At 57.6% G+C, this 18,324-nt stretch carries 12 protein-coding genes; 5 read left to right on the plus strand and 7 right to left on the minus strand.

Annotation, left to right across the window (positions count from 1 at the left end):
* A partial coding sequence (gene mnmG, locus RSSM_RS12900; protein WP_044302446.1) for a tRNA uridine-5-carboxymethylaminomethyl(34) synthesis enzyme MnmG occupies nt 1-1,169 on the plus strand: 1,169 nt, incomplete at its 5' end.
* Between the two features lie 136 nt (nt 1,170-1,305).
* Here the strand turns inward: mnmG and RSSM_RS12905 are convergent.
* Both RSSM_RS12905 and RSSM_RS12910 read right to left on the minus strand, forming a co-directional pair.
* Entirely contained in the window at nt 1,306-1,824 is a 519-nt protein-coding gene (locus RSSM_RS12905) for a hypothetical protein (protein WP_008679164.1), read from the minus strand.
* Between the two features lie 179 nt (nt 1,825-2,003).
* On the minus strand, nt 2,004-2,837 hold the full coding sequence (locus RSSM_RS12910; protein WP_044302447.1) for an SDR family NAD(P)-dependent oxidoreductase: 834 nt from the start codon (nt 2,835-2,837) through the stop codon (nt 2,004-2,006).
* A 116-nt stretch (nt 2,838-2,953) separates the two neighbouring features.
* On the opposite strand from RSSM_RS12910, the gene pyk reads away from it, so the two are divergent.
* Nucleotides 2,954-4,402: a pyruvate kinase gene (pyk, locus tag RSSM_RS12915; RefSeq protein ID WP_008679168.1), complete on the plus strand. Its 1,449-nt coding sequence runs from the start codon at nt 2,954-2,956 to the stop codon at nt 4,400-4,402.
* Between the two features lie 365 nt (nt 4,403-4,767).
* On the opposite strand, the gene RSSM_RS12920 is transcribed toward pyk, so the two are convergent.
* Together RSSM_RS12920 and ilvD are read right to left on the minus strand one after the other, a co-directional pair.
* Complete coding sequence (locus RSSM_RS12920) at nt 4,768-7,194, minus strand: multiheme c-type cytochrome (RefSeq protein WP_236621121.1); 2,427 nt, start codon at nt 7,192-7,194, stop codon at nt 4,768-4,770.
* Nucleotides 7,195-7,769: 575 nt separating this feature from the next.
* Nucleotides 7,770-9,470: a dihydroxy-acid dehydratase gene (gene ilvD / locus RSSM_RS12925; RefSeq protein ID WP_008679172.1), complete on the minus strand. Its 1,701-nt coding sequence runs from the start codon at nt 9,468-9,470 to the stop codon at nt 7,770-7,772.
* Nucleotides 9,471-9,572: 102 nt separating this feature from the next.
* Here ilvD and RSSM_RS12930 point away from each other — a divergent pair, with 102 nt between their 5' ends.
* From RSSM_RS12930 to RSSM_RS12940, 3 genes are all read left to right on the plus strand, one after another.
* Nucleotides 9,573-10,358, plus strand: coding sequence for a 3-keto-disaccharide hydrolase (locus RSSM_RS12930; RefSeq protein ID WP_008679175.1), 786 nt, complete (start codon nt 9,573-9,575; stop codon nt 10,356-10,358).
* Nucleotides 10,359-10,670: 312 nt separating this feature from the next.
* On the plus strand, nt 10,671-12,101 hold the full coding sequence (locus tag RSSM_RS12935) for a caspase family protein (RefSeq protein ID WP_144059773.1): 1,431 nt from the start codon (nt 10,671-10,673) through the stop codon (nt 12,099-12,101).
* Entirely contained in the window at nt 12,043-13,626 is a 1,584-nt protein-coding gene (locus tag RSSM_RS12940; protein ID WP_044302449.1) for a hypothetical protein, read from the plus strand. The genes RSSM_RS12935 and RSSM_RS12940 overlap by 59 nt, the downstream gene beginning before the upstream one ends.
* A 70-nt stretch (nt 13,627-13,696) precedes the next feature.
* Here RSSM_RS12940 and RSSM_RS12945 read toward each other — a convergent pair whose 3' ends face one another.
* The 3 genes from RSSM_RS12945 to RSSM_RS12955 all read right to left on the minus strand — a co-directional run.
* Nucleotides 13,697-15,439: a dockerin type I domain-containing protein gene (locus RSSM_RS12945; RefSeq protein WP_008679185.1), complete on the minus strand. Its 1,743-nt coding sequence runs from the start codon at nt 15,437-15,439 to the stop codon at nt 13,697-13,699.
* A gap of 206 nt (nt 15,440-15,645) precedes the next feature.
* Nucleotides 15,646-18,099 (minus strand): glycoside hydrolase family 95 protein, encoded by a 2,454-nt coding sequence (locus tag RSSM_RS12950; RefSeq protein WP_008679187.1) that lies wholly within the window; start codon nt 18,097-18,099, stop codon nt 15,646-15,648.
* On the minus strand, nt 18,096-18,324 hold a 229-nt coding region (locus RSSM_RS12955; protein ID WP_044302451.1), incomplete at its 5' end, for a glycoside hydrolase family 95-like protein. The genes RSSM_RS12955 and RSSM_RS12950, both read right to left, overlap by 4 nt.

The raw sequence follows: 18,324 nt of genomic DNA on the forward strand, positions 1-18,324 counted from the left end.
ATTCACGCGTCGAAGAACAACCCGGCGACGACGACCCGCAGCCGTTCAGTTACCTCACCGGCAAACTCAAGATCGAACAGTTGCCCTGCCACATCGCACACACCAACGACGATGTTCATGAGTTGATTCGAAATAATCTGTCTCGAGCGCCGATGTACACCGGCCAGATCGATTCGCGAGGGCCACGCTACTGCCCGTCGATCGAGGACAAGGTGGTGCGTTTTGCGGATAAGTCCAGCCACCAGTTGTTTCTCGAACCCGAAGGACGCCAAACTCACGAGGTTTACGTCAACGGAATCTCCACGAGTTTGCCGCGCGACGTTCAGGACGCGATGTTCCGGTTGATCCCGGGGCTCGAGAAGGCGTCAATCATGCGTTATGGCTACGCGGTCGAATACGATTACTGTCCCCCTACACAGTTGTGGCCGCACCTGGAATCAAAAAGTGTCAGTGGTTTGTTTCTGGCTGGCCAGATCAACGGAACGACTGGCTACGAAGAGGCTGCCGGGCAAGGTTTGATTGCTGGTTTCAACGCCGCACGCAAGGTCGCCGGGCAGTCGACTTGGGTGCCGTCTCGCCAGGACGCGTATCTCGGCGTGCTCGTCGACGATCTGGTAACGGCGGGAACCGATGAGCCGTATCGGATGTTTACCAGCCGAGCCGAATACCGGTTGTTGCTGCGTCAAGACAACGCGGATCGGCGTCTGACACCGGCCGCGGATGAACTCGGGTTGATCTCCGCGGAGCGACGTGAACGTTTCGAAAAGAAACTCGAACAGATTCGGATCGGACGCGAGACGCTTTCATCGGCACGTGTCGAACAAGTGCCCGCGGACGTCTATCTGCGGCGCCCCGAGGTGACGTGGGATGTGATCTGCGAACGGGTTCCACAACTGCGAGCGATCGAACCGGAAGCCGCCGAGCAGTGTTGCATCGACATCAAATACGCCGGCTACATCGAACGGCAACAAATGGAAGTCGACAAGCAAATGCGGATGAGCGAGAAACGGATCCCGGTCTCGTTCGACTATGACCGGATCACGCCGCTGCGAAACGAAGCCCGCGAGAAGCTGATGAAAGTTCGACCGCTGAACCTCGCTCAAGCGAAACGGATCAGCGGGATCACTCCGGCGGACATCGCCTTGGTGCTCGCTCATTTGGAACGATAGCTTGCGAATCCCCCGTCGCCGATGTCGCCAGACTTCGGAAGAATTCTGAACTCGGGTAACGCATTGTCGTGGTGAGCTGTCTGAACTCTGGCGAGTCCAGACTCGGGAGCGGGGGACGTTTTAAAGGAAAATGCGTTTAGTTCCCACGCATCGTGTCGGCGAACGTGTTGACGCTCAGCCGCAGGGCTGACAAGCAGCGTGGGAATACGGGGTGGAACGCTTCCGGGTCGGCCAAGAAGAGACTGACGATTCCCCATGTGTTTTTCTCGGTGAGGAAGACCTTGGCCACCTTCGTGTCCTTGGTCGCCTTCAACGCGGCGACTTGGGCGCGGAGACGTTCTTCTTCATTTTCGATCGACCAAAAATTGGGATACGCCAAACGCATCAAGTTGGGATCTTCGGCGGAGACCAGCAGGTAGTAGGTGCGCCCTTCGAATTTGAAGGCGACGTCACCGTCCTCATCAACGCGGGGCGAGTAACCTTCCTGTTTCAGGAAGTTTATGTAGCTCTGTTGCAGCGACTCTTCGGTCCACGTCACCGTTTTTTCGCTATTGGCCGTTTCCTTGTCTTGAGCCGAAACGGTACCGGCCGAAAGGCTCAGCACCGCGGTGAGGATCAGGCCGGTAACCGGAAGAAAGGTCTTGAAGAATCGCATCGCAATGGCCTCGTCGTTTTTAAATGGGATCGATTGGAATCAGCCGATTTCGCGTCGGAGAAAGATGTCCGAGAAGAGACATCCGAGTAACGACTCGGTCGGGTAATTTTCATGCTACCCCTTCCATGCAAAATCGTGGGCCGGATCGGACACCGCGCGATCAACTTCTTTGCGAGAATTTACTTCGACGACTTCTTGCTCAAGATCCAATCGGCCAGCTTGGGTGATACGGCGTTGATGCCCATCAGCAATCGCGTCTTCGGCGGCATGATGATTTCGATCTCACGTTTCACGATGCAGCGGATGACCGCTTGGGCGACATCGACCGGGTCGAGAAGCTGCAGTTTGGCACCGCCACCCGGTGCGGCGGCGTCGGCGGGGACGTTGGATTCCTCATCGACGCCGTATCGGTTTGGTGCGTGTTTTCCTGCGATCGGGCCCGGGCAAACTAGGCCGACATGGACACCGTCGGCTTCGCATTCCATCCGCATCTGCCGCGTCATGCCGGCCAACGCGTGTTTGACGATCACGTAACCGCCGAGGAACCGCGGAGCGACACGAGAGGCGAGCGAACCGATGTTGACGATCGCTCCGCGCGTTTGACGCAGGGCGGGCAGGCATGCTTGGCTGCACTGCAGAGCGCTGATCACGTTGGCATCGAACAGTTCGCGGAGCTTCTGTGCGTCAAGGTCTTCGATTCGTCCACGATCACTCTGGCCGACCACGTTGACGAGTGCGTCGAGACGATCGAACGACTCCAGGTGCAACTCCACCGCCTTGAGCGTGTCTTGGGAAGACGTTGCATCGGCGGTCACTGTGATCACGCGCTGTGGGGCGGCGCCCGTCTTAACGAGTTTTTCATGCGCGGCATCCAAACGTCCCGCGTCCCGTCCAAGGATCGACACGGAATAGCCTTGTGCGAGCAGTGTTTGCGCAATCGTTAGCCCAAGGCCAGATGAACCGCCGCTGACCATTGCGGCGGGGGGCGTTGTCGACGTTTGATGAGTCGCCATCGAGAGTGTTTCCTCAGTTGCTTAGCAAGCGAAGGGGCATCCGCTACATTGCTCATTTCGAAGGTCACGACAAGTTGCCGATCGTCGGAACTTTATTTCCCCAAGAGTCTTGTTTTATGCCACGTCCTCGATTGAACGAAGCCCGCACTAAAATTGTTGCCACCGTTGGCCCGGCGTGTGACAGTGTCGAGCAACTCTCCGCTCTGATTGAGGAAGGTGTCGATGTCTTTCGAATCAACAGCGCCCACGGCACGATCGAGCAGCACGCCGAAAAGCTCGCGAACATCCGCGAGGCGTCCACGCGGACCGGGTTTCCTGTCGGCGTCTTGATGGATTTGGCCGGCCCGAAGATTCGTCTGGGCGCTCTTCCCGTCGAACCGTTGTATTGTCAACTCGGGGCGAAGTTTGCTTTCGTCCGCGGCACCGATGTCGTCAACGAGGGCGAACTGACCAGCACCTATCCGCGGCTGATCGACGAACTCGAACCGGGCGACCGGGTGATGTTGGCCGACGGAACGGTTTCGCTGCAGGTGCAAAAGGTCACCTCGTCTCGGGCCGAATGTGTTGTGGTGGCCGCCGGTGAAATCCGCAGTCGTCAGGGGATCAACCTTCCCGGAGTCAAACTGTCCGTCGCGGCAATGTTGCCGTCGGACATTGAAACGGCGATCTGGGCGGCCAAAAACGAGATTGATTTCATCAGTCTCTCGTTTGTCCGCACTCACGAAGACGTCCGTAGTTTGAAAGACCTGCTCAATAGCTATGAATGCCACGCTTTGGTGATCGCCAAGATTGAAAAACCCGAAGCCCTGCACAACCTCGATCGAATTGTCGAGGAAGCCGACGGGATCATGGTCGCCCGCGGGGATCTCGGTGTGGAGATCGATGTCGCCGAAACGCCGGTCGCACAAAAGCGAATCATTGCGACGTGCAAACGACTGATGAAACCGGTGATCGTCGCTACCCAAATGCTCGAATCGATGCACCACAGCACCCGCCCGACGCGAGCCGAAGCGTCCGACGTGGCCAATGCGGTCATGGACGGAACCGACGCATGCATGCTCAGTGGTGAGACCGCGATCGGTGACTTCCCTCGCGAGAGCGTCGCCACGATGAACCGCATCATGCGGAAGACTGAAGAGCGATTACTCGACACATTGCAGTTGCCCAATGGTTGCATCGACGAATCGCATCGAACCACCCAAGCAATCACCCGCGCGGGAATGGATGTCGCCGAAGCAATCGGCAGCAAACTGATCGCGATCGCGACCCACAGCGGCGGCACCGCTTGGGTGAAAAGTAATACGAGATCGTTGATCCCAACGGTTGCAGTCAGCGATCACCTGGAATCGGTCCGCCGGATGAATTTGTTCTGGGGGATTGAACCGATCTACTGCGAAAACATCGAAGACACGGATCATCTGATCGAACAGGTGACACAGTGGGCACGCGGCCAAAACGAAGACGGTCACTCCATCATTGCCGTTGGCGACACAATGGTCGTTGTCAGCGGAAGTGACGTCGTGTCGGGTGCCGACAATGTGATATCGGTACACACATTATCTTAGCCGGCCCCATCTTAGCCCGCCCCAATGCAACGCCTTGGGCTGGCATCGCGTCGTCTCATCGGTGCTGTTCTCCCGCGGAGATAGCCTGAGCGGGGACGGGAACGAGATTGGGAAAGGGCCCTACGTCCCATGCTCGTTGTTCAAAATGCTCAAGTAGTGCGTCACGATCAAGAATGAGGGTTCAAGGCCGTAGCGAAAGTCGCCAACGGGCTGTTGATTTATTTGTTTAACGGGCGCCAAAGGCGACCTACTTGCCACTTCACGTCGCCTACGGCTGCCGGTTAAACGAAAACAGGTTGACTCTTGAATAAATCGACAAACCGTTGGCGAGTTTCACTACCCGAAAACGAGTCTTTGACGCATCACTAGGCGGTTCGTCGCCGTCGGAACCAAAGGGCGGTCGCGGCGCAGAGTAGTGGGATGCCGATGATTGCGATCGCTTGGGTCCACGCGCTCATCAGAACGATCTTATGAACCAAAGAATTATGTTGGTCGGCCGTGACGGGCATTTGCCCGGTGTACTGTGCGACGTGATGCAGCAAACTGACCGCGAGTGATTGTGTCGGTATTTCTTGGTGACAAGACAAGCACGCACCGTGGCGACTCATCCTCGCTCGCTCTTCATTGTTCAGGGGACGCGACAGCTTAAAATGGTGGCCGATCGTTTGCAGTTGATTGCCCTCTTCGTCAACGATCCGTGACCAATCGGCTGCCAGGTGCTCGATCGGTTCCATCTGCGGCGTGGTCCGCTGCGGTAGGATTTCACCGTCGATGGTTTCGAGGTCAACGGTCACGCGTTGGTCGGGGGGACGTGTCGGGCGACCGCCGTCGATTCCGAAACCGAGAGCCTTCTCGGACGTGTGGCACGATTCACAACTCCGTGCGTTCTTGGTCATTGTGTGAGGCTGCGTCGGCGACATGTCGATCGCGAGTTGGCCGTCTTTGCCGCCGCCTTCGGTGCCCTCGGGGGTTTTGAAAATGTGGTTCGTTAGAATCGGTTCGCCATCGGCACCGAGAATCGTGACGCTCGGTTGACATCCGGGTGCCAGCGGTGTGACCCGGCCTTCACCGTTGACGCCGAGCATCGGTTGTTCCCATCTCAGGTAGCTGCGTTGTTCGGTGATTTTTCCCGGGATCATCAGGTCTTTGTAGTCCGACTCGCCACGGTCGGTGCGGTGTTCCGGTTCCATATGCCGACGTCCCGCGGCGACCCAATCGAAGTTTGCTTTCGATTCGTTGCATTCGGGGCATTTGTCTTTTTGACTGAAGTCAATTTTGACGTGGCACCCGTAGCATTGGGGCGTCCACGAGGCGTGGCAACTGTAGCATTCCATCTCCTGCAGGTGACTCGCGATACCGCTCATCGCCACGAGCCCGTTCTGGCTGAGTTTGCCTGTGTCTTTGATCTTCTTCAGCGTTGGTGTTCGCAGGTCTTTGCCGTTGGCGGTGTGCACGATGATGTCTTCACCGTCGCGGACGACGTTCCCGTAAGGATTGCCACGCGCGGTCAACAGATAACCATCGCCGGGCGGATAAATAGTGCCCTGCGAAGTGTGAGACTCGAGCCGTGTTGTCAACCCACGCGGTTCGCCCGTTGCGGATTCTTCCTCGAACTCGTCCATGAACCCGAGCGGCAAATCCCACGGGTAGGCGTCCGGAGTTCCGTGGCAATCGCTGCATTCGATCTGCACCGCACCGAGATTGGCGGCGGCGAGGAAGCCGTCCCCGTGCACATCGATTGACGTGTGGCAGTCCTGGCAAGTCATCCCCTTTTGATAGTGAACGTCCTGCTCCATCGCGATGTAGTGTTTGGAGTGCAATTTCGGTTGTCCGCTGCCGTCGGCGGAGAATGGAGACTCGTAGGGTGTTTCCATCAATCCTTGAAACGACACGCCAATGCGTTTGCCACGGTCGTGACAGGTGGTGCAGGTTTCGACTGGGATCCCGGAATAGGTTTTGTCGTGTACGGTAACCTTGGCTTCGCGGGTTCCCTGAATACTGTGAACCAACATGTGCCCCGGAGTTTCGCGGTCGATCGTTTTGTCGTCACCTTCGTAGAACCCTTCGTTGCCGTAGGGAACGTGGCAGGAACTGCAGCCCATCCCGCGATAATCGCCTCGCGTCTGTCGCCCTTTGACGGCGTGGTGACAGCGTTGGCACTCTTGTCGAATGTAGGTAAACGCAGCCAACGTCGGGTCTTCTTCGAGACGATCGAGTTCATCGAATCCGAGCGCGTCGGGCAATGCTTCGTGACGATCAACGAAGACCTGAGGCTCCATTTTCTTGAGCCTCTGCATGTATGCCTTGTAGGCGTCGGTTCCGAGTCGGTCATTCGGATCCGCAGGGTTCTCAACGGCGTAGTTGCCGAACTTATGCTCATAGCCGGTCAGACCACCGAACGCCCAGCACACACCCTGAATCTTCCCCGCCTCGGTCATCATCAAACTGCGCCACTGCACCTCGACGTGTTTGGGGTGGCAGGTTCCGCACGTTTGATCGTTGACCCATGGGGATCCAGGATCGAGATAGAACGCATCGGGATCCTCGCCGCCGTGTGCGAGTTGTTTATCAACACGTTCGTTCGGATCGCCACCGTGGCAGACAACACATCCGGCGGGGTCACCGCGTTCTGTTCCCAGGGCGATGATCTGCTGCATCATTTCACTGCCGGCTTCGCGGATCAGTTCGATCTCGCCGTGGCAAGCCATGCAGCCGCTCGATGCCGACTGCGGGAACGCGTCGATCATTCGCTCGGCGGCCGTGGCTGGCAATGAAAAGATGCCTGCGCCCAAGAGAAAAATCGCCGCGGCGCGCCAAAGCATTCGGTGGACAAGGTGCATGGGCGGCAGCAATCAGTGGAGCACGGGAGGGACGAGCCAAGAACAAGAACGCTCAGCTTAACCCGATTCACTCGCCACTCGGAGGTGGATTCCGATGCGGGAGCGAGATCGGCAACGAAAACTCGCTGCTGATGCTCATGTTTCAACCGTCTCGCGTTGGACGATGCCCCAACCCTTTCCGGGTTGTTGATTTAGCCGAAAACCGAAGGATCAAGGATGAGGTACCAGCTCGACGCGTAAGTGAGTGGTCGCCTGTGATCCCTTGCTTGCCGGCTTGTTGAATTAATCAAGAGTCAACCTTATTTTCGTTTAACCGGTAGCCGTAGGCGACGCTTGACGGAACACAACCTACCTTCGGGCACGGGTTAAACGAAAATTGAACGGTATTGCCGTTAAACGAATAAATCAACAGCCCGTTGCGCTGCGGGCTAGTGAATCAAGATCATGTTTCGGGCTGGGGTCGGTAAATGGCTGCGTTTGGGGCCCGAAATCAATCGGGCCACGCAAACTTCCAGCGCGTGTGCGACCTATTCGTCGGTGACGCAGCCTTCCGAGGCGCTCTTAACACATTTGATGTATTTGTAGAGCGTTCCGCGGGTGGCCTTCAGCGGCGGTGCGGTCCAGGCCTTGCGGCGGGTATCCAGTTCGGAGGCGTCGACCTCGACATCGAGCGAGTTCGTTTCCGCGTCGATGGTCACGATGTCACCGTCGCAGATCAGGCCGATCGGCCCGCCCACCTGGGCTTCCGGGGTGATGTGGCCGACGATGAATCCGTGGCTGCCGCCGCTGAAACGTCCGTCGGTCAGCAACGCGACGTCGCCGCCCAAACCGGCACCCATGATGGCACTCGTCGGGGTCAACATTTCCGGCATGCCCGGGCCACCCTTGGGGCCTTCGTAGCGGATGACAACAACGTCACCTTTTTGAATCTTGTTTTGCTCGAGTGCCGCGAGCATGTCCTCTTCACTGTCGAAGACGCGAGCCGGGCCGGAGAACCGCAGGCCTTCTTTCCCGGTGATCTTTGCCACCGCGCCTTCGGGAGCGAGCGATCCGCGAAGGATGCGAATGTGACCGCTCTTCTTGATCGGTGCGTCGATCGTCGAAACAATCGTCTGTCCCTCTTTGAGCGAAGGCAGCTCTTGAAGGTTCTCGGCGAGCGTTTTGCCGGTGACGGTCATGTGGCCCCCGCGAATCAAACCTTGCTCGAGCAGATACTTCATGACCGCGGGAGTTCCACCGACGCTGTGCAGGTCTTCTTGCACGAACGCGCCGCTCGGTTTGAGGTCGGCGAGGTAAGGTGTCCGATCGCTGACCTTCTGGAAATCTTCGATCGTCAGTGGAACGTCAACGGCGCGAGCCATCGCGATCAAGTGCAACACCGCGTTGGTGCTGCCACCGAGAGCCATTAGCGTCACCATTGCGTCTTCGAACGCTTCGCGGGTCATGATGTCGCGAGGTTTGATGTCTTTTTCGAGCAGGTTCAAAATTGCCTTGCCGGCTCGGTGACACTCGTCTTTCTTTTCGTCGTTCTCTGCGGGAATACTGGCCGAGTACGGCAGCGCCATGCCGAGGGCTTCGATCGCGGTTGCCATCGTATTGGCGGTGTACATCCCGCCGCATGCTCCCGCACCCGGGCAGCTGCGACGAACGATTTCGGTGCGTTCTTCTTCGCTGATCTGTCCCGAGATGAACTGCCCGTAACACTGGAACGCGCTGACAATGTCGAGTTTTTGATCTTTGTAGTGTCCCGGTTTGATCGTGCCGCCATAGACCATGATCGAAGGACGGTTCAGGCGTCCCATCGCGATCAAGCAACCCGGCATGTTCTTGTCACAGCCTGGCAATGTGATCAGGGCGTCGTACCACTGGGCACCCATGATGGTTTCGATCGAATCGGCGATCAGGTCGCGACTCTGCAACGAGAAACTCATCCCGTCGGTGCCCATCGAGATACCGTCGCTGACGCCGATCGTGTTGAAACGCATGCCGACCAAGCCCGCGTCGACGACGCCTTTGCGAACCTCTGCGGCGAGATCGAGCAGGTGCATGTTGCAACTGTTCCCCTCATACCACATGCTGCCGATGCCGACCTGAGGCTTGTTCATGTCTTCGGGGCTCATGCCGGTCGCGTACAGCATCGCCTGCGAAGCACCTTGGCTCTTGGGCTGGGTCACGTGCCGGCTGTATTTGTTGAGAACGCTCTGGTCGGTTTCGGGGGTGGTGCTCATGTGAAAATCGGTAGGTTTCGTTTTTTCAGAATGGGGGAAACGATATGACGGGTGACCCCAGAGTATGATCGCTAATTCGATATCAACAAAGATGAGGCAAAAATGAAGCGTTTGACTGGCCGGTTTGCCGTTTTCACCGCATTCCTGTTGACGATTTCTTCTCCCGCTCTCGCACAGGAGCGTTCCGAGTCAGACGAACCCGGACCGGGGAACGATCGTTCACTGTTGAGCGAGGTGTCCGACAAGGAATTCTCGCTCCGGTCACGCCCACTGTTCGACGGGACCGTTTTGGCAGGATGGGAAGGCAACGCCTATTGGTTTCATACCGAGGGGAACGCGGTCGTGGCGGGGCGTTTGAGCGAACGGATTCCCGAAAATCAATTCCTTTGCACGACCGAGACCTTTGGTGACTTCGATTTGCGGATGGAGGTTCGCATGCGGGGGACGAATCCCAATGCCGGCGTGCAGTTTCGTTCGCGGCGGCCGCGGTCGAGCGACAAAATTCCTGCCAACGAAGTGATCGGCTACCAAGCCGACATGGGAAACGCCTGGGGACGATCCGTTTGGGGAGCACTCTACGACGAATCCCGCCGGCGGAAGATGCTCGTCGAGCCAGACACGCCGTTCGAGGTGCAGTGGTCGCAAACGCAACCGGAGAACGACGCCGAAGACGCAACCGGCGAGCCGGGTGTGCCCGAATCGCAGTGGGTGCCCATGCGGATCGTTTGCAAAAAAGAGCAGATCGAGATTTTTCTCGACGGTCATCGAACGATTCAGTACACCGAAACGGATCCTGAGATCCCACGATTCGGTGTGATCGGTTTGCAAATCCACAGCGGCCCGCCCGCCGAAGCGTGGTACCGAAATATTCGAATTTTGTCGCTGTAGTCGCTCGATCACCGAAAACTTCGGCTCGGCGTGGGGGCCCCCTGCAACTTTTGTCGCACCGAAGGGTTATACCTTGGGAACCTGACCGAAAACCACGGTGAATCGATTCGCCGTCTGACGGTAGCCCCGACTTTTTACGCACGAATCGCGTCGGCCGCTGATCCGGTGATTGGTTTTCGGATGGGGCGAGTGCTGTGAACCGCCCGCCACGAGATGAAACTTCCACGAATGGATGAGTCCCCATTGATGCCTAGCTTTCGACTGCCTCGTTCTCGACCACCGCGTCTCATTGTTGGATCCTTGCTGTTGGCGATGACCGCGGCAAACTGTTCGGGCGATGACTACTATCTAACGATCGGGGGCGGGTACGCACCGTCGGGCAATCAGGCTTCGCTCGAACGGAACGTCATTTTTTCGCAACGGGTGCTTGAGGAAAAGAACATCCCCACGGATCGACAAACGGTTTTCTTTGCCGACGGTGATAAACCGCGTGCCGACTTGCAGGTGATCGATCGTAAATCGATCCCAACCGCGAACCAGTTGATGGCTGAGTTTTTCGGCAGCCAAACGGACCTCGGGTTGTCGTATCGCAACCACCGGGTGCCCGACGTGAGTGGAGCGACCAGTGTTGCGAACATCCGGCGTTGGTTTGAATCGGTAGGGCCGTCGATGCAGGACAACGATCGGCTGTTTCTTTACGTGACCTCTCATGGCAACGGCAGTCGTTCGCGAAGCCAGCCCTACAACACGTCGATTTCACTGTGGAATAACGAGCGACTCGAAGTGACCGAGTTGGTCGAGATGCTCGACGAACTGCCCGAAGGTGTTCGCGTCATTGCGGTCATGGTGCAGTGTCATGCCGGTGGGTTTGCGAGGTTCGTCTACAACGAAGGTGACCCGGACCAAGGATTGTCAAAGCAATCACGATGCGGTTTCTTTGCGACGGTGCACGATCGTCCCGCCGCAGGTTGCACGCCGGACGTCGACGAGTCCACCTATGTCGAATACAGCACGTACTTCTGGGAAGCGATCGCCGGACACAACCGTTTGAATCAACCGGTCGAACTGCCCGATTACAACGGTGATGGTCATGTTTCGTTTGACGAAGCTCACGCGTACACGCTTCTTTCGAGTGATACGATTGATTTACCGATCAGCACATCGAGCGAGTTCTTGTCGATCGAAAGTCGGTTCGAAAGCAACCAGAACCCTGACCTGCTGCCGCGTGATTTGGACTACGACGAAGTTCTGCGGCTAGCCACACCGGCAGACCGTGCGGTGCTCGAAGGTTTGTCGGAACAACTCGAATTGTCGGGCCAGGATCGGCTCGCCCAAGCAGATCGGTTGAAGAATCCGCGACGGTCGCAGCGGCGTGGTCGTTTTCGCGGACGCAGCGAAACACCGGCGGATCGGTTGCGACGGCAAATCGCGTCGAGTTTAAAAAGCCGCTGGCCTGAGCTGGCGAACTTGTTAAATCCGGTCGCGGTGGATTTGTTGACCACGCGAAGCGCCGACTTTGTTCATGCGGTCGAGAGCCATCCGGAATACTCGCGTTACCGGGAACTCGCCGATGGAGAATCCACCGAGATGAGTGATCGAGAGAAACGCGTTAAGTACGAACGGTTTATCCTCGCGATGGAGAACGTGATTCTGCGCGAGAATCTCGTGAGGATGGGGGACGCCGATGCGATCGCACACTTCCAACGGATCGTGGAAGGCGAAAGTTGTGTCATCGGCGACTAGGAATCCTGCAGAGCGTGACACTTCGTTTTGGCAGACGGTTTTCGGCGACGCGTCCGCACGGATTGGGCAGGCCAATTACAGTCTGCTCGTCGTGGGGGTGTTTTGTCAGTGCGTCACAATCGCGATCACCTGGCCGCTCTGGCAAACCCGCGTTGCGCCTCCGCATTTACCCACTTTTGACGTGCCTCAGTTTTCGTTTGGGTGGTTGCTGATTGCTTCGCTCGTTGGGATTTTGATTCGTCCACGCGGAGGGCTGACGGTCCATTGGGGGCTGCTCGTGGTTGCGGCGATATTCGATCAATTTCGTTTGCAACCGCAATTCTTTTCGATCGCGGTTTTGATGACTGCCTGCGTGTCAGACGTCGGACACCGCGTCGCCCGTTGGTCGTTGGTGTCGACGTGGGTGTGGGCGGGGCTGCACAAACTGATTTCACCGGATTGGTTCGGTTTCGCATCGCACTGGTTGGTTGCCCGCAGTGGTTTTGACGCCGATTCGAGCTATCTCGGATTCGCGTTAACGGTCGCCATTGTCGAACTGGCCGCCGGGGTGCTCGCGATCTTTCGTCCTCGATGGGCGGCGCCGGCGTGTTTGATGATGCACCTGGGGATCGCGTTGACGATTTCACCTTTCGTGTTGAACTGGAACGAGAGTGTCTTGCCTTGGAACCTTTCGGTTGCCGTGATCGGGACCTGGGTGATGCGAACGACGGAGTCTTGGCGTCCGGTTCGTGCGTGGGAAAAAGCCGTCTGTGCGGTCGCTCTGATCGCTCCGATCGGGTTTTATGGTGGCTACGTCGATCACGGTTTTTCCGGGGTGCTGTACTCGGCATCGATCCCGCAGGGCCTGATCACGACGCCAGTCGGCACACTCCCGATCGAAGGATGGGGAGAGTTGCGTGTCCCTTTTCCGAAAGAGCGACGAACGATTCGTAACTACTTTCGGCAAGTGGCTCAGCCTGGCGATAAACTGCACCTCGCCGATCCTCGGCCTTGGTTGAATGATGCGTTCTATGTGTTGGACGCAGAGCATCGAGCCAAGCCGATCAACCGAGACGCTTTCTTTTCAGGGGTACCCATTGAGAGTTTCGCCGATGAAATGGAAAACCTTGCTTCCTGGAACCATCCTCCCGATATCAGTGGAGTGGGCTACGAAAGTCGACGTTCCAAGTTCGAGTTGCAGAAAGCGGGCGTGCGAATGTTGCGGCACGGCGAAAACCAGCCGATCTTTGCCGTTGAGTTCACAACCGAAACGTTCGATCCCGCACTGCTGTCGTATCTTGAAGGGTTGCCGAATTTGATGCAAATCCAATTTGCGGGAACCCGCATCCAGGACGACGATCTCTCCGCTCTGAAAAACTTGCGACTGCTCACCGGGATCGGTCTTGATCAAACTCAGGTCACCGATCAAGGGATCAAGCACCTGAGCGAGTTGCCGTTTCTCCAGTACATCGGTTGCGAAGAGACGGCGATCACACCCGAAGGGCTCGCCGCCGTCATCAAACCGATAGTGCCTTTTGACGAGTGACCGGGGAGATGCTGTCAATCGCCGACGACAACTGCGTTGATGTGATTGGCACCTGTTCGCAATCGCTTCGTTAGAAACGAGTGTCCGTCAACGCAGCATCGATGGCTGCGAAGCGATCGTTGCGGTCACGGTCATTGTTGCCATCGTTGCGTCCGTCGTTGCGGTCTCGGTCGTTCTGATTGTTGCCGGTCGAGTCGTCGGTAGAGGCAACCGCGAAGTCTGCTGCCACGCTCGCGGCGATCGCGCTGCCGACTTCTTGGCCAACGGTATCGTCGAAATCAAAGTGGATACCGAGGTAGACCCGGCTGCGACCGTTCTCTGCCATCGCTTCACTGAACGAATCAAACGAACGAACCGCATCGTCGAGGTCGAGCCCGTAGGCTTCCTGCAGTTCCGGGTCTTCCAACAGGATTTCGAGCTCCTCCGAAACAAGGTCAAACGCAATGTCATCGGTGCCATAGAATTCCTGCAGTGATGCAAACAGAGCACCGCCGAACGTCGCATGACCGGAAATGTATGTTGGGAACTGTGGTGTGAACCCGGTGAGGTCTTCACCGTTGGGGGCACCCAATGCGACCCAGTCGGCATCGCCTTCGGTCAGGTCGTTGCCGTCGTCGTCACCAGCATGGATCGCGGTGACGGGACGCCAGAACTCTTCGCTGAATTTGGTGTCCCACGCCACGATCGCTGCGTCGGCCATTGCCACGGAGGCTTGAGCGAACAAGGCGGCGTTCTCTTCCATCGAGTTGCCTTGTTGCTCGGCAACCTGCAACAGCACATCGTTGAAGAGCGCCAGTGGCGTTCCCAACCCTTCGCGATCATAGGCCCAGAAAATACCGGCTTCGGTTTGGTCGGCGGTTCGGACTTCGCTGTCGAGCGAACCCAGTTCCAGGACCTCGTTGTAGGACTCCGCGTATTCCTCGCTGGTCAGGTCAGGTGGAGAGGCCGGTGAAAATTCATCGACCGAGTCGATCGCGAACGTGTCGACGTTGCCCCATGATGGCCCCCAGGCAGGCACGTCCGGATTGAGCGGGTCGGCTTTGAAGTAGCCAATCTCTTCGGTGTATTCGTAGGTGCCGTCGATCTGCGAACCGTCGTTGGCACGTATCGCCAGAATCGTGTTGCCGATTTCGCTCCCCAGAGCCACACTCGCCTCGGTGGTTCGATCGGACTGTGTTCCGTCGAGGCTCGTTTCGAGGAACGCATCGAGTGCCTCCTGTTGGTCGGGGTACAAACTGCTCAACACTGTGTACGCAGCTTGAGACGCGGCGACTTCGGCGGACAGTCCCGTGTTGCCGCTCAGGTCGATCGGGTAGTCGTAGAACGTGTCCGCGTCGTCTGCGTTGGTCGCGATCCCGACCGCGTCATAAATCGCGAGGTTGAGCATCGCCATCGAACGCGACGCATAACCGGGAGTTTGCAGTGACCCGTCGGTGTCAGCGAGGATCTCGCCGAACAAATCGTTCCACGCCAACACGACATCCGAGTTTTCATTTTCGACTTCATCGTTATCGACATTCTCGTCCTGGTTTCGATCGTTGTCGCGGTCTCCGTCTTGTCCGTTGTTATCGGGAAGTTCGTTTGTCGGGTTGCGATCGTTCAGGTCGTTGTCGCCTCGGTTGAGGCGGTTGATGACCATCAGCGCGTCTAACTCAGTGTTGCGGCCGTCGTTGTTGACGTCCGTCATGCGTCCCCGACCGTCTGCCTGGTTGTTGACGGATTGATCGCCTTGCGTTTGCCGATTGAGTTCGTTGATGATCGTCAGTGCGTCGAGCGACGAGACTTGACCGTCCTCGTTGACGTCCTCGGGCATTAACTCATTATGAAAGACGTTGGCAGCTAGCAATTGCCGAGTTTCGAGAGATTCGGTACGTAACCGACGCCGCGTAGTTGATCGCTTTCGAGACACAGTGACACCTTTCGCGCAGAGATAAGTAGTGGTGAGCCGATGGATATCGGCCTACTACCAAGGGCAAATAGGTGGCGACTATGTCACGCATTTCTTCGACGATTCCGCCGCTACGGCAACCCATCAAGACGACGATCACCCGCCCCGATTTTCATCGTTTCGGTGCGGTCTCGATAGCGGACGTTCACAATCTCGCCGCCGCGCGAACGAAGGTGAACGTCCGTCAGTTCGCCGTCTTCCCACGCCAGGTCGACTTCGAATCCCCCGCGGGCGCGCAATCCACGGACAGAACCGTCCGGCCACGCGGCGGGTAATGCCGGCAGCAAGTGGAGGATTCGGTTGCCGTCGCTGTCCGTCAAATGGCTTTGCAATAGCATCTCGGCGATGCCTGCGGTCGCCCCGAAGTTGGCATCGATTTGGTAAACACTGCCTTGGCTGAACAGATTAGTGGTGAACCTCGGCAGGACGTGGCGGTAGAGCACGTTGTGAGCGTGATCGCCATCGCCGATGCGTGCCCACAGCGATACCCTCCACGCGCCCGGCCAACCACCAGTGTCCCCTCGTTGGGTCAGCGAGGTCTTTGCCGCTTCCAACAGTTCGGGGGTGTCGCGAGGGTTGATCTGACTGCTCGGAAAGAGTCCGTACAGGTGCGAAACATGGGAGTGTTGATCGTTGGGATTGTCCCAGTCCACTAACCATTCTTGAAGCTGACCGTGCCGACCAATCTTCATCGGTTGCAAGCCAGAGCGAGCCTGGACGAGCCGCGTTCGGAAGTCCTCGTCAATGTCCAGCACTTCCGCCGCGTCGATGCAGTTGGCAAAGAGGTCACGCAGGATCTGCTGATCAATGGTCGGTCCCGCGCAAAGCGAGGTGCCGGCGCGTCCGACGCTCAAGCCATCCTTGGTGCCGCCGCCGTGGCTGTGTTCGGGCGAGAGCGACGGAGACGTGATCAAAAATCCGTCTTCGTTTTCGATCAGCGTATCGAGAAAGAACTCCGCGGCCCCTTTCATCACGGGATAGGATTTTGCGAGGTGGCTTTCGTCGAGCGTGTAGAGGTAATGTTGCCACAAATGCTCGCACAGCCACGCTCCACCCATCGGCCAAATGCCCCACTGCGCCCCGTCGACCGGAGCAGTGCCACGCCAAATGTCGGTGTTGTGATGAGCGACCCAACCATTGGCCCGGTAATGGACGCGAGCCGTGTTAGCACCCGGCGTTGGTAGCTCACTGACCATGCGGAGCAGCGGTTCGTGGCATTCGCTCAGGTTGGCAACCTCAGCGCACCAGTAGTTCATTTCGGTGTTGATGTTGATCGTGTACTTGCTGCCCCAAGGTGGATGTCGTTCGTTGTTCCAGATCCCTTGAAGGTTTAGCGGTTGAGTTCCGGGACGCGAACCGGAGATCATCAAATAGCGACCGTATTGAAAAACGAGTTCCGCGATTTTCGGGTCGCGACTGCCTTTTGTCACGCGGCGGTCTGCGGTCACGCGGCGGATGCGTTGGTCGGTTGGAATGTCCGCATTGGATTCCGTGCCGCCCAAATGGATCGCGACACGATCAAACAGTTCGCGGTAGTCGTGAACGTGTCGCTGCAAAAGTTCGGCGTAGGATTTGTCACGAGTGTTCTGAAGCACATTGTCGATTCGCTTGGCCGGGTCTGCATCGATGTTGTTTGCGTCGATATAACTCGTCGCCGCGGTGTAAATCAACGTGACGGCGTCGGCGTTTCGGACGGAAATCTTATCGTGATGGGCGATCGCTTCACCGTTTTCGGGCAACACGCGAACGTGCGCGGCGAACTTCATTCCGTCGCCTTCCCACGGACCGATTAGGCGTCGCGACGGACTTTTGCCTTGTTCGGTGGTGGGAACGACGGTTCCGGTTAAACGCAGAGCTTCCTTTGATGGGGCTCGAGTTTGAAACCGATGAGGGCTCGTTATCGAGAGCTCAAAATGGATCTGGCCGGGTGTGTCGCACTCGAGCCGGATCACGATGGACTGGTCTGGATGAGACGCGAAGACTTTTCGTGTGAAGCCCACGTTTCCGATGCGGTAGGAAACCGCACTGACGGCTGTTTCCAAATCCAGTGTGCGGCGATAGTCGCGAGGTGTGCCGTGATCGCCAAAGTCGAGAAAGAGGTCACCCAGAGGCATGTATGCCTGCTGGTATTTGGGAACACCCAGCATCTTCTGGGCGTTGGCTTCCGCTTCTTCGTACTTGCCTTCGGCGAGCAGTTTCCGGACGGTGCCGAGATGCTGATACGCGTCCGGGTTGTCGTAGCAATGGGGCACACCGCTCCAAAGCGTGTCTTCGTTGAGTTGGAGGTGTTCCTGGTCGACGCCGCCGAAAACCATCGCTCCGAGTCTTCCGTTGCCGATCGGCAGTGCTTCACTCCACTGACCGGCCGGCTGGGAACACCAAAGCTGCAGCGGTTTCGACTTCGTGTCCGGAGGGGCCGCATGCACGACTGCCGTAGACAGAAGCAAAACGCCGTAGCAGTACACCTGCCATGCGACTGATTGCGACGCAGTCCTGAAGGGTTCGTGCGATGCGAATTTCATCATTTCCCGCTCCAGGTCGCACGGTCTCCTGTGGACAGTGTGAGCTCGCGAGTTTCGTCGCCGTAGCGAACCGTTACCGGATTCCCACTGAGCGATTCAATGGTGGCTTCGGTCAGTTGGCCGTCTTTCCATTGGATGTCGACTTCGAATCCGCCTCGGGCACGTAGGCCTTTCACCGAACCGCTGGGCCATACGTTCGGGAGGGCGGGCAAGAGATCAATCCCACTG

This window comes from Aporhodopirellula sallentina SM41, from assembly GCF_000346505.1.
Classification (GTDB): Bacteria; Planctomycetota; Planctomycetia; order Pirellulales; family Pirellulaceae; genus Rhodopirellula; species Rhodopirellula sallentina.

Coding starts and splice junctions, on each gene's coding strand:
- RSSM_RS12950 (WP_008679187.1), bottom strand. CDS start 18,099: ATGATGAAATTCGCATCGCACGAACCCTTCAGGACTGCGTCGCAATCA.
- RSSM_RS12935 (WP_144059773.1), top strand. CDS start 10,671: ATGACCGCGGCAAACTGTTCGGGCGATGACTACTATCTAACGATCGGG.
- RSSM_RS12940 (WP_044302449.1), top strand. CDS start 12,043: ATGCGATCGCACACTTCCAACGGATCGTGGAAGGCGAAAGTTGTGTCA.
- pyk (WP_008679168.1), top strand. CDS start 2,954: ATGCCACGTCCTCGATTGAACGAAGCCCGCACTAAAATTGTTGCCACC.
- RSSM_RS12945 (WP_008679185.1), bottom strand. CDS start 15,439: ATGCCCGAGGACGTCAACGAGGACGGTCAAGTCTCGTCGCTCGACGCA.
- RSSM_RS12905 (WP_008679164.1), bottom strand. CDS start 1,824: ATGCGATTCTTCAAGACCTTTCTTCCGGTTACCGGCCTGATCCTCACC.
- ilvD (WP_008679172.1), bottom strand. CDS start 9,470: ATGAGCACCACCCCCGAAACCGACCAGAGCGTTCTCAACAAATACAGC.
- RSSM_RS12930 (WP_008679175.1), top strand. CDS start 9,573: ATGAAGCGTTTGACTGGCCGGTTTGCCGTTTTCACCGCATTCCTGTTG.
- RSSM_RS12910 (WP_044302447.1), bottom strand. CDS start 2,837: ATGGCGACTCATCAAACGTCGACAACGCCCCCCGCCGCAATGGTCAGC.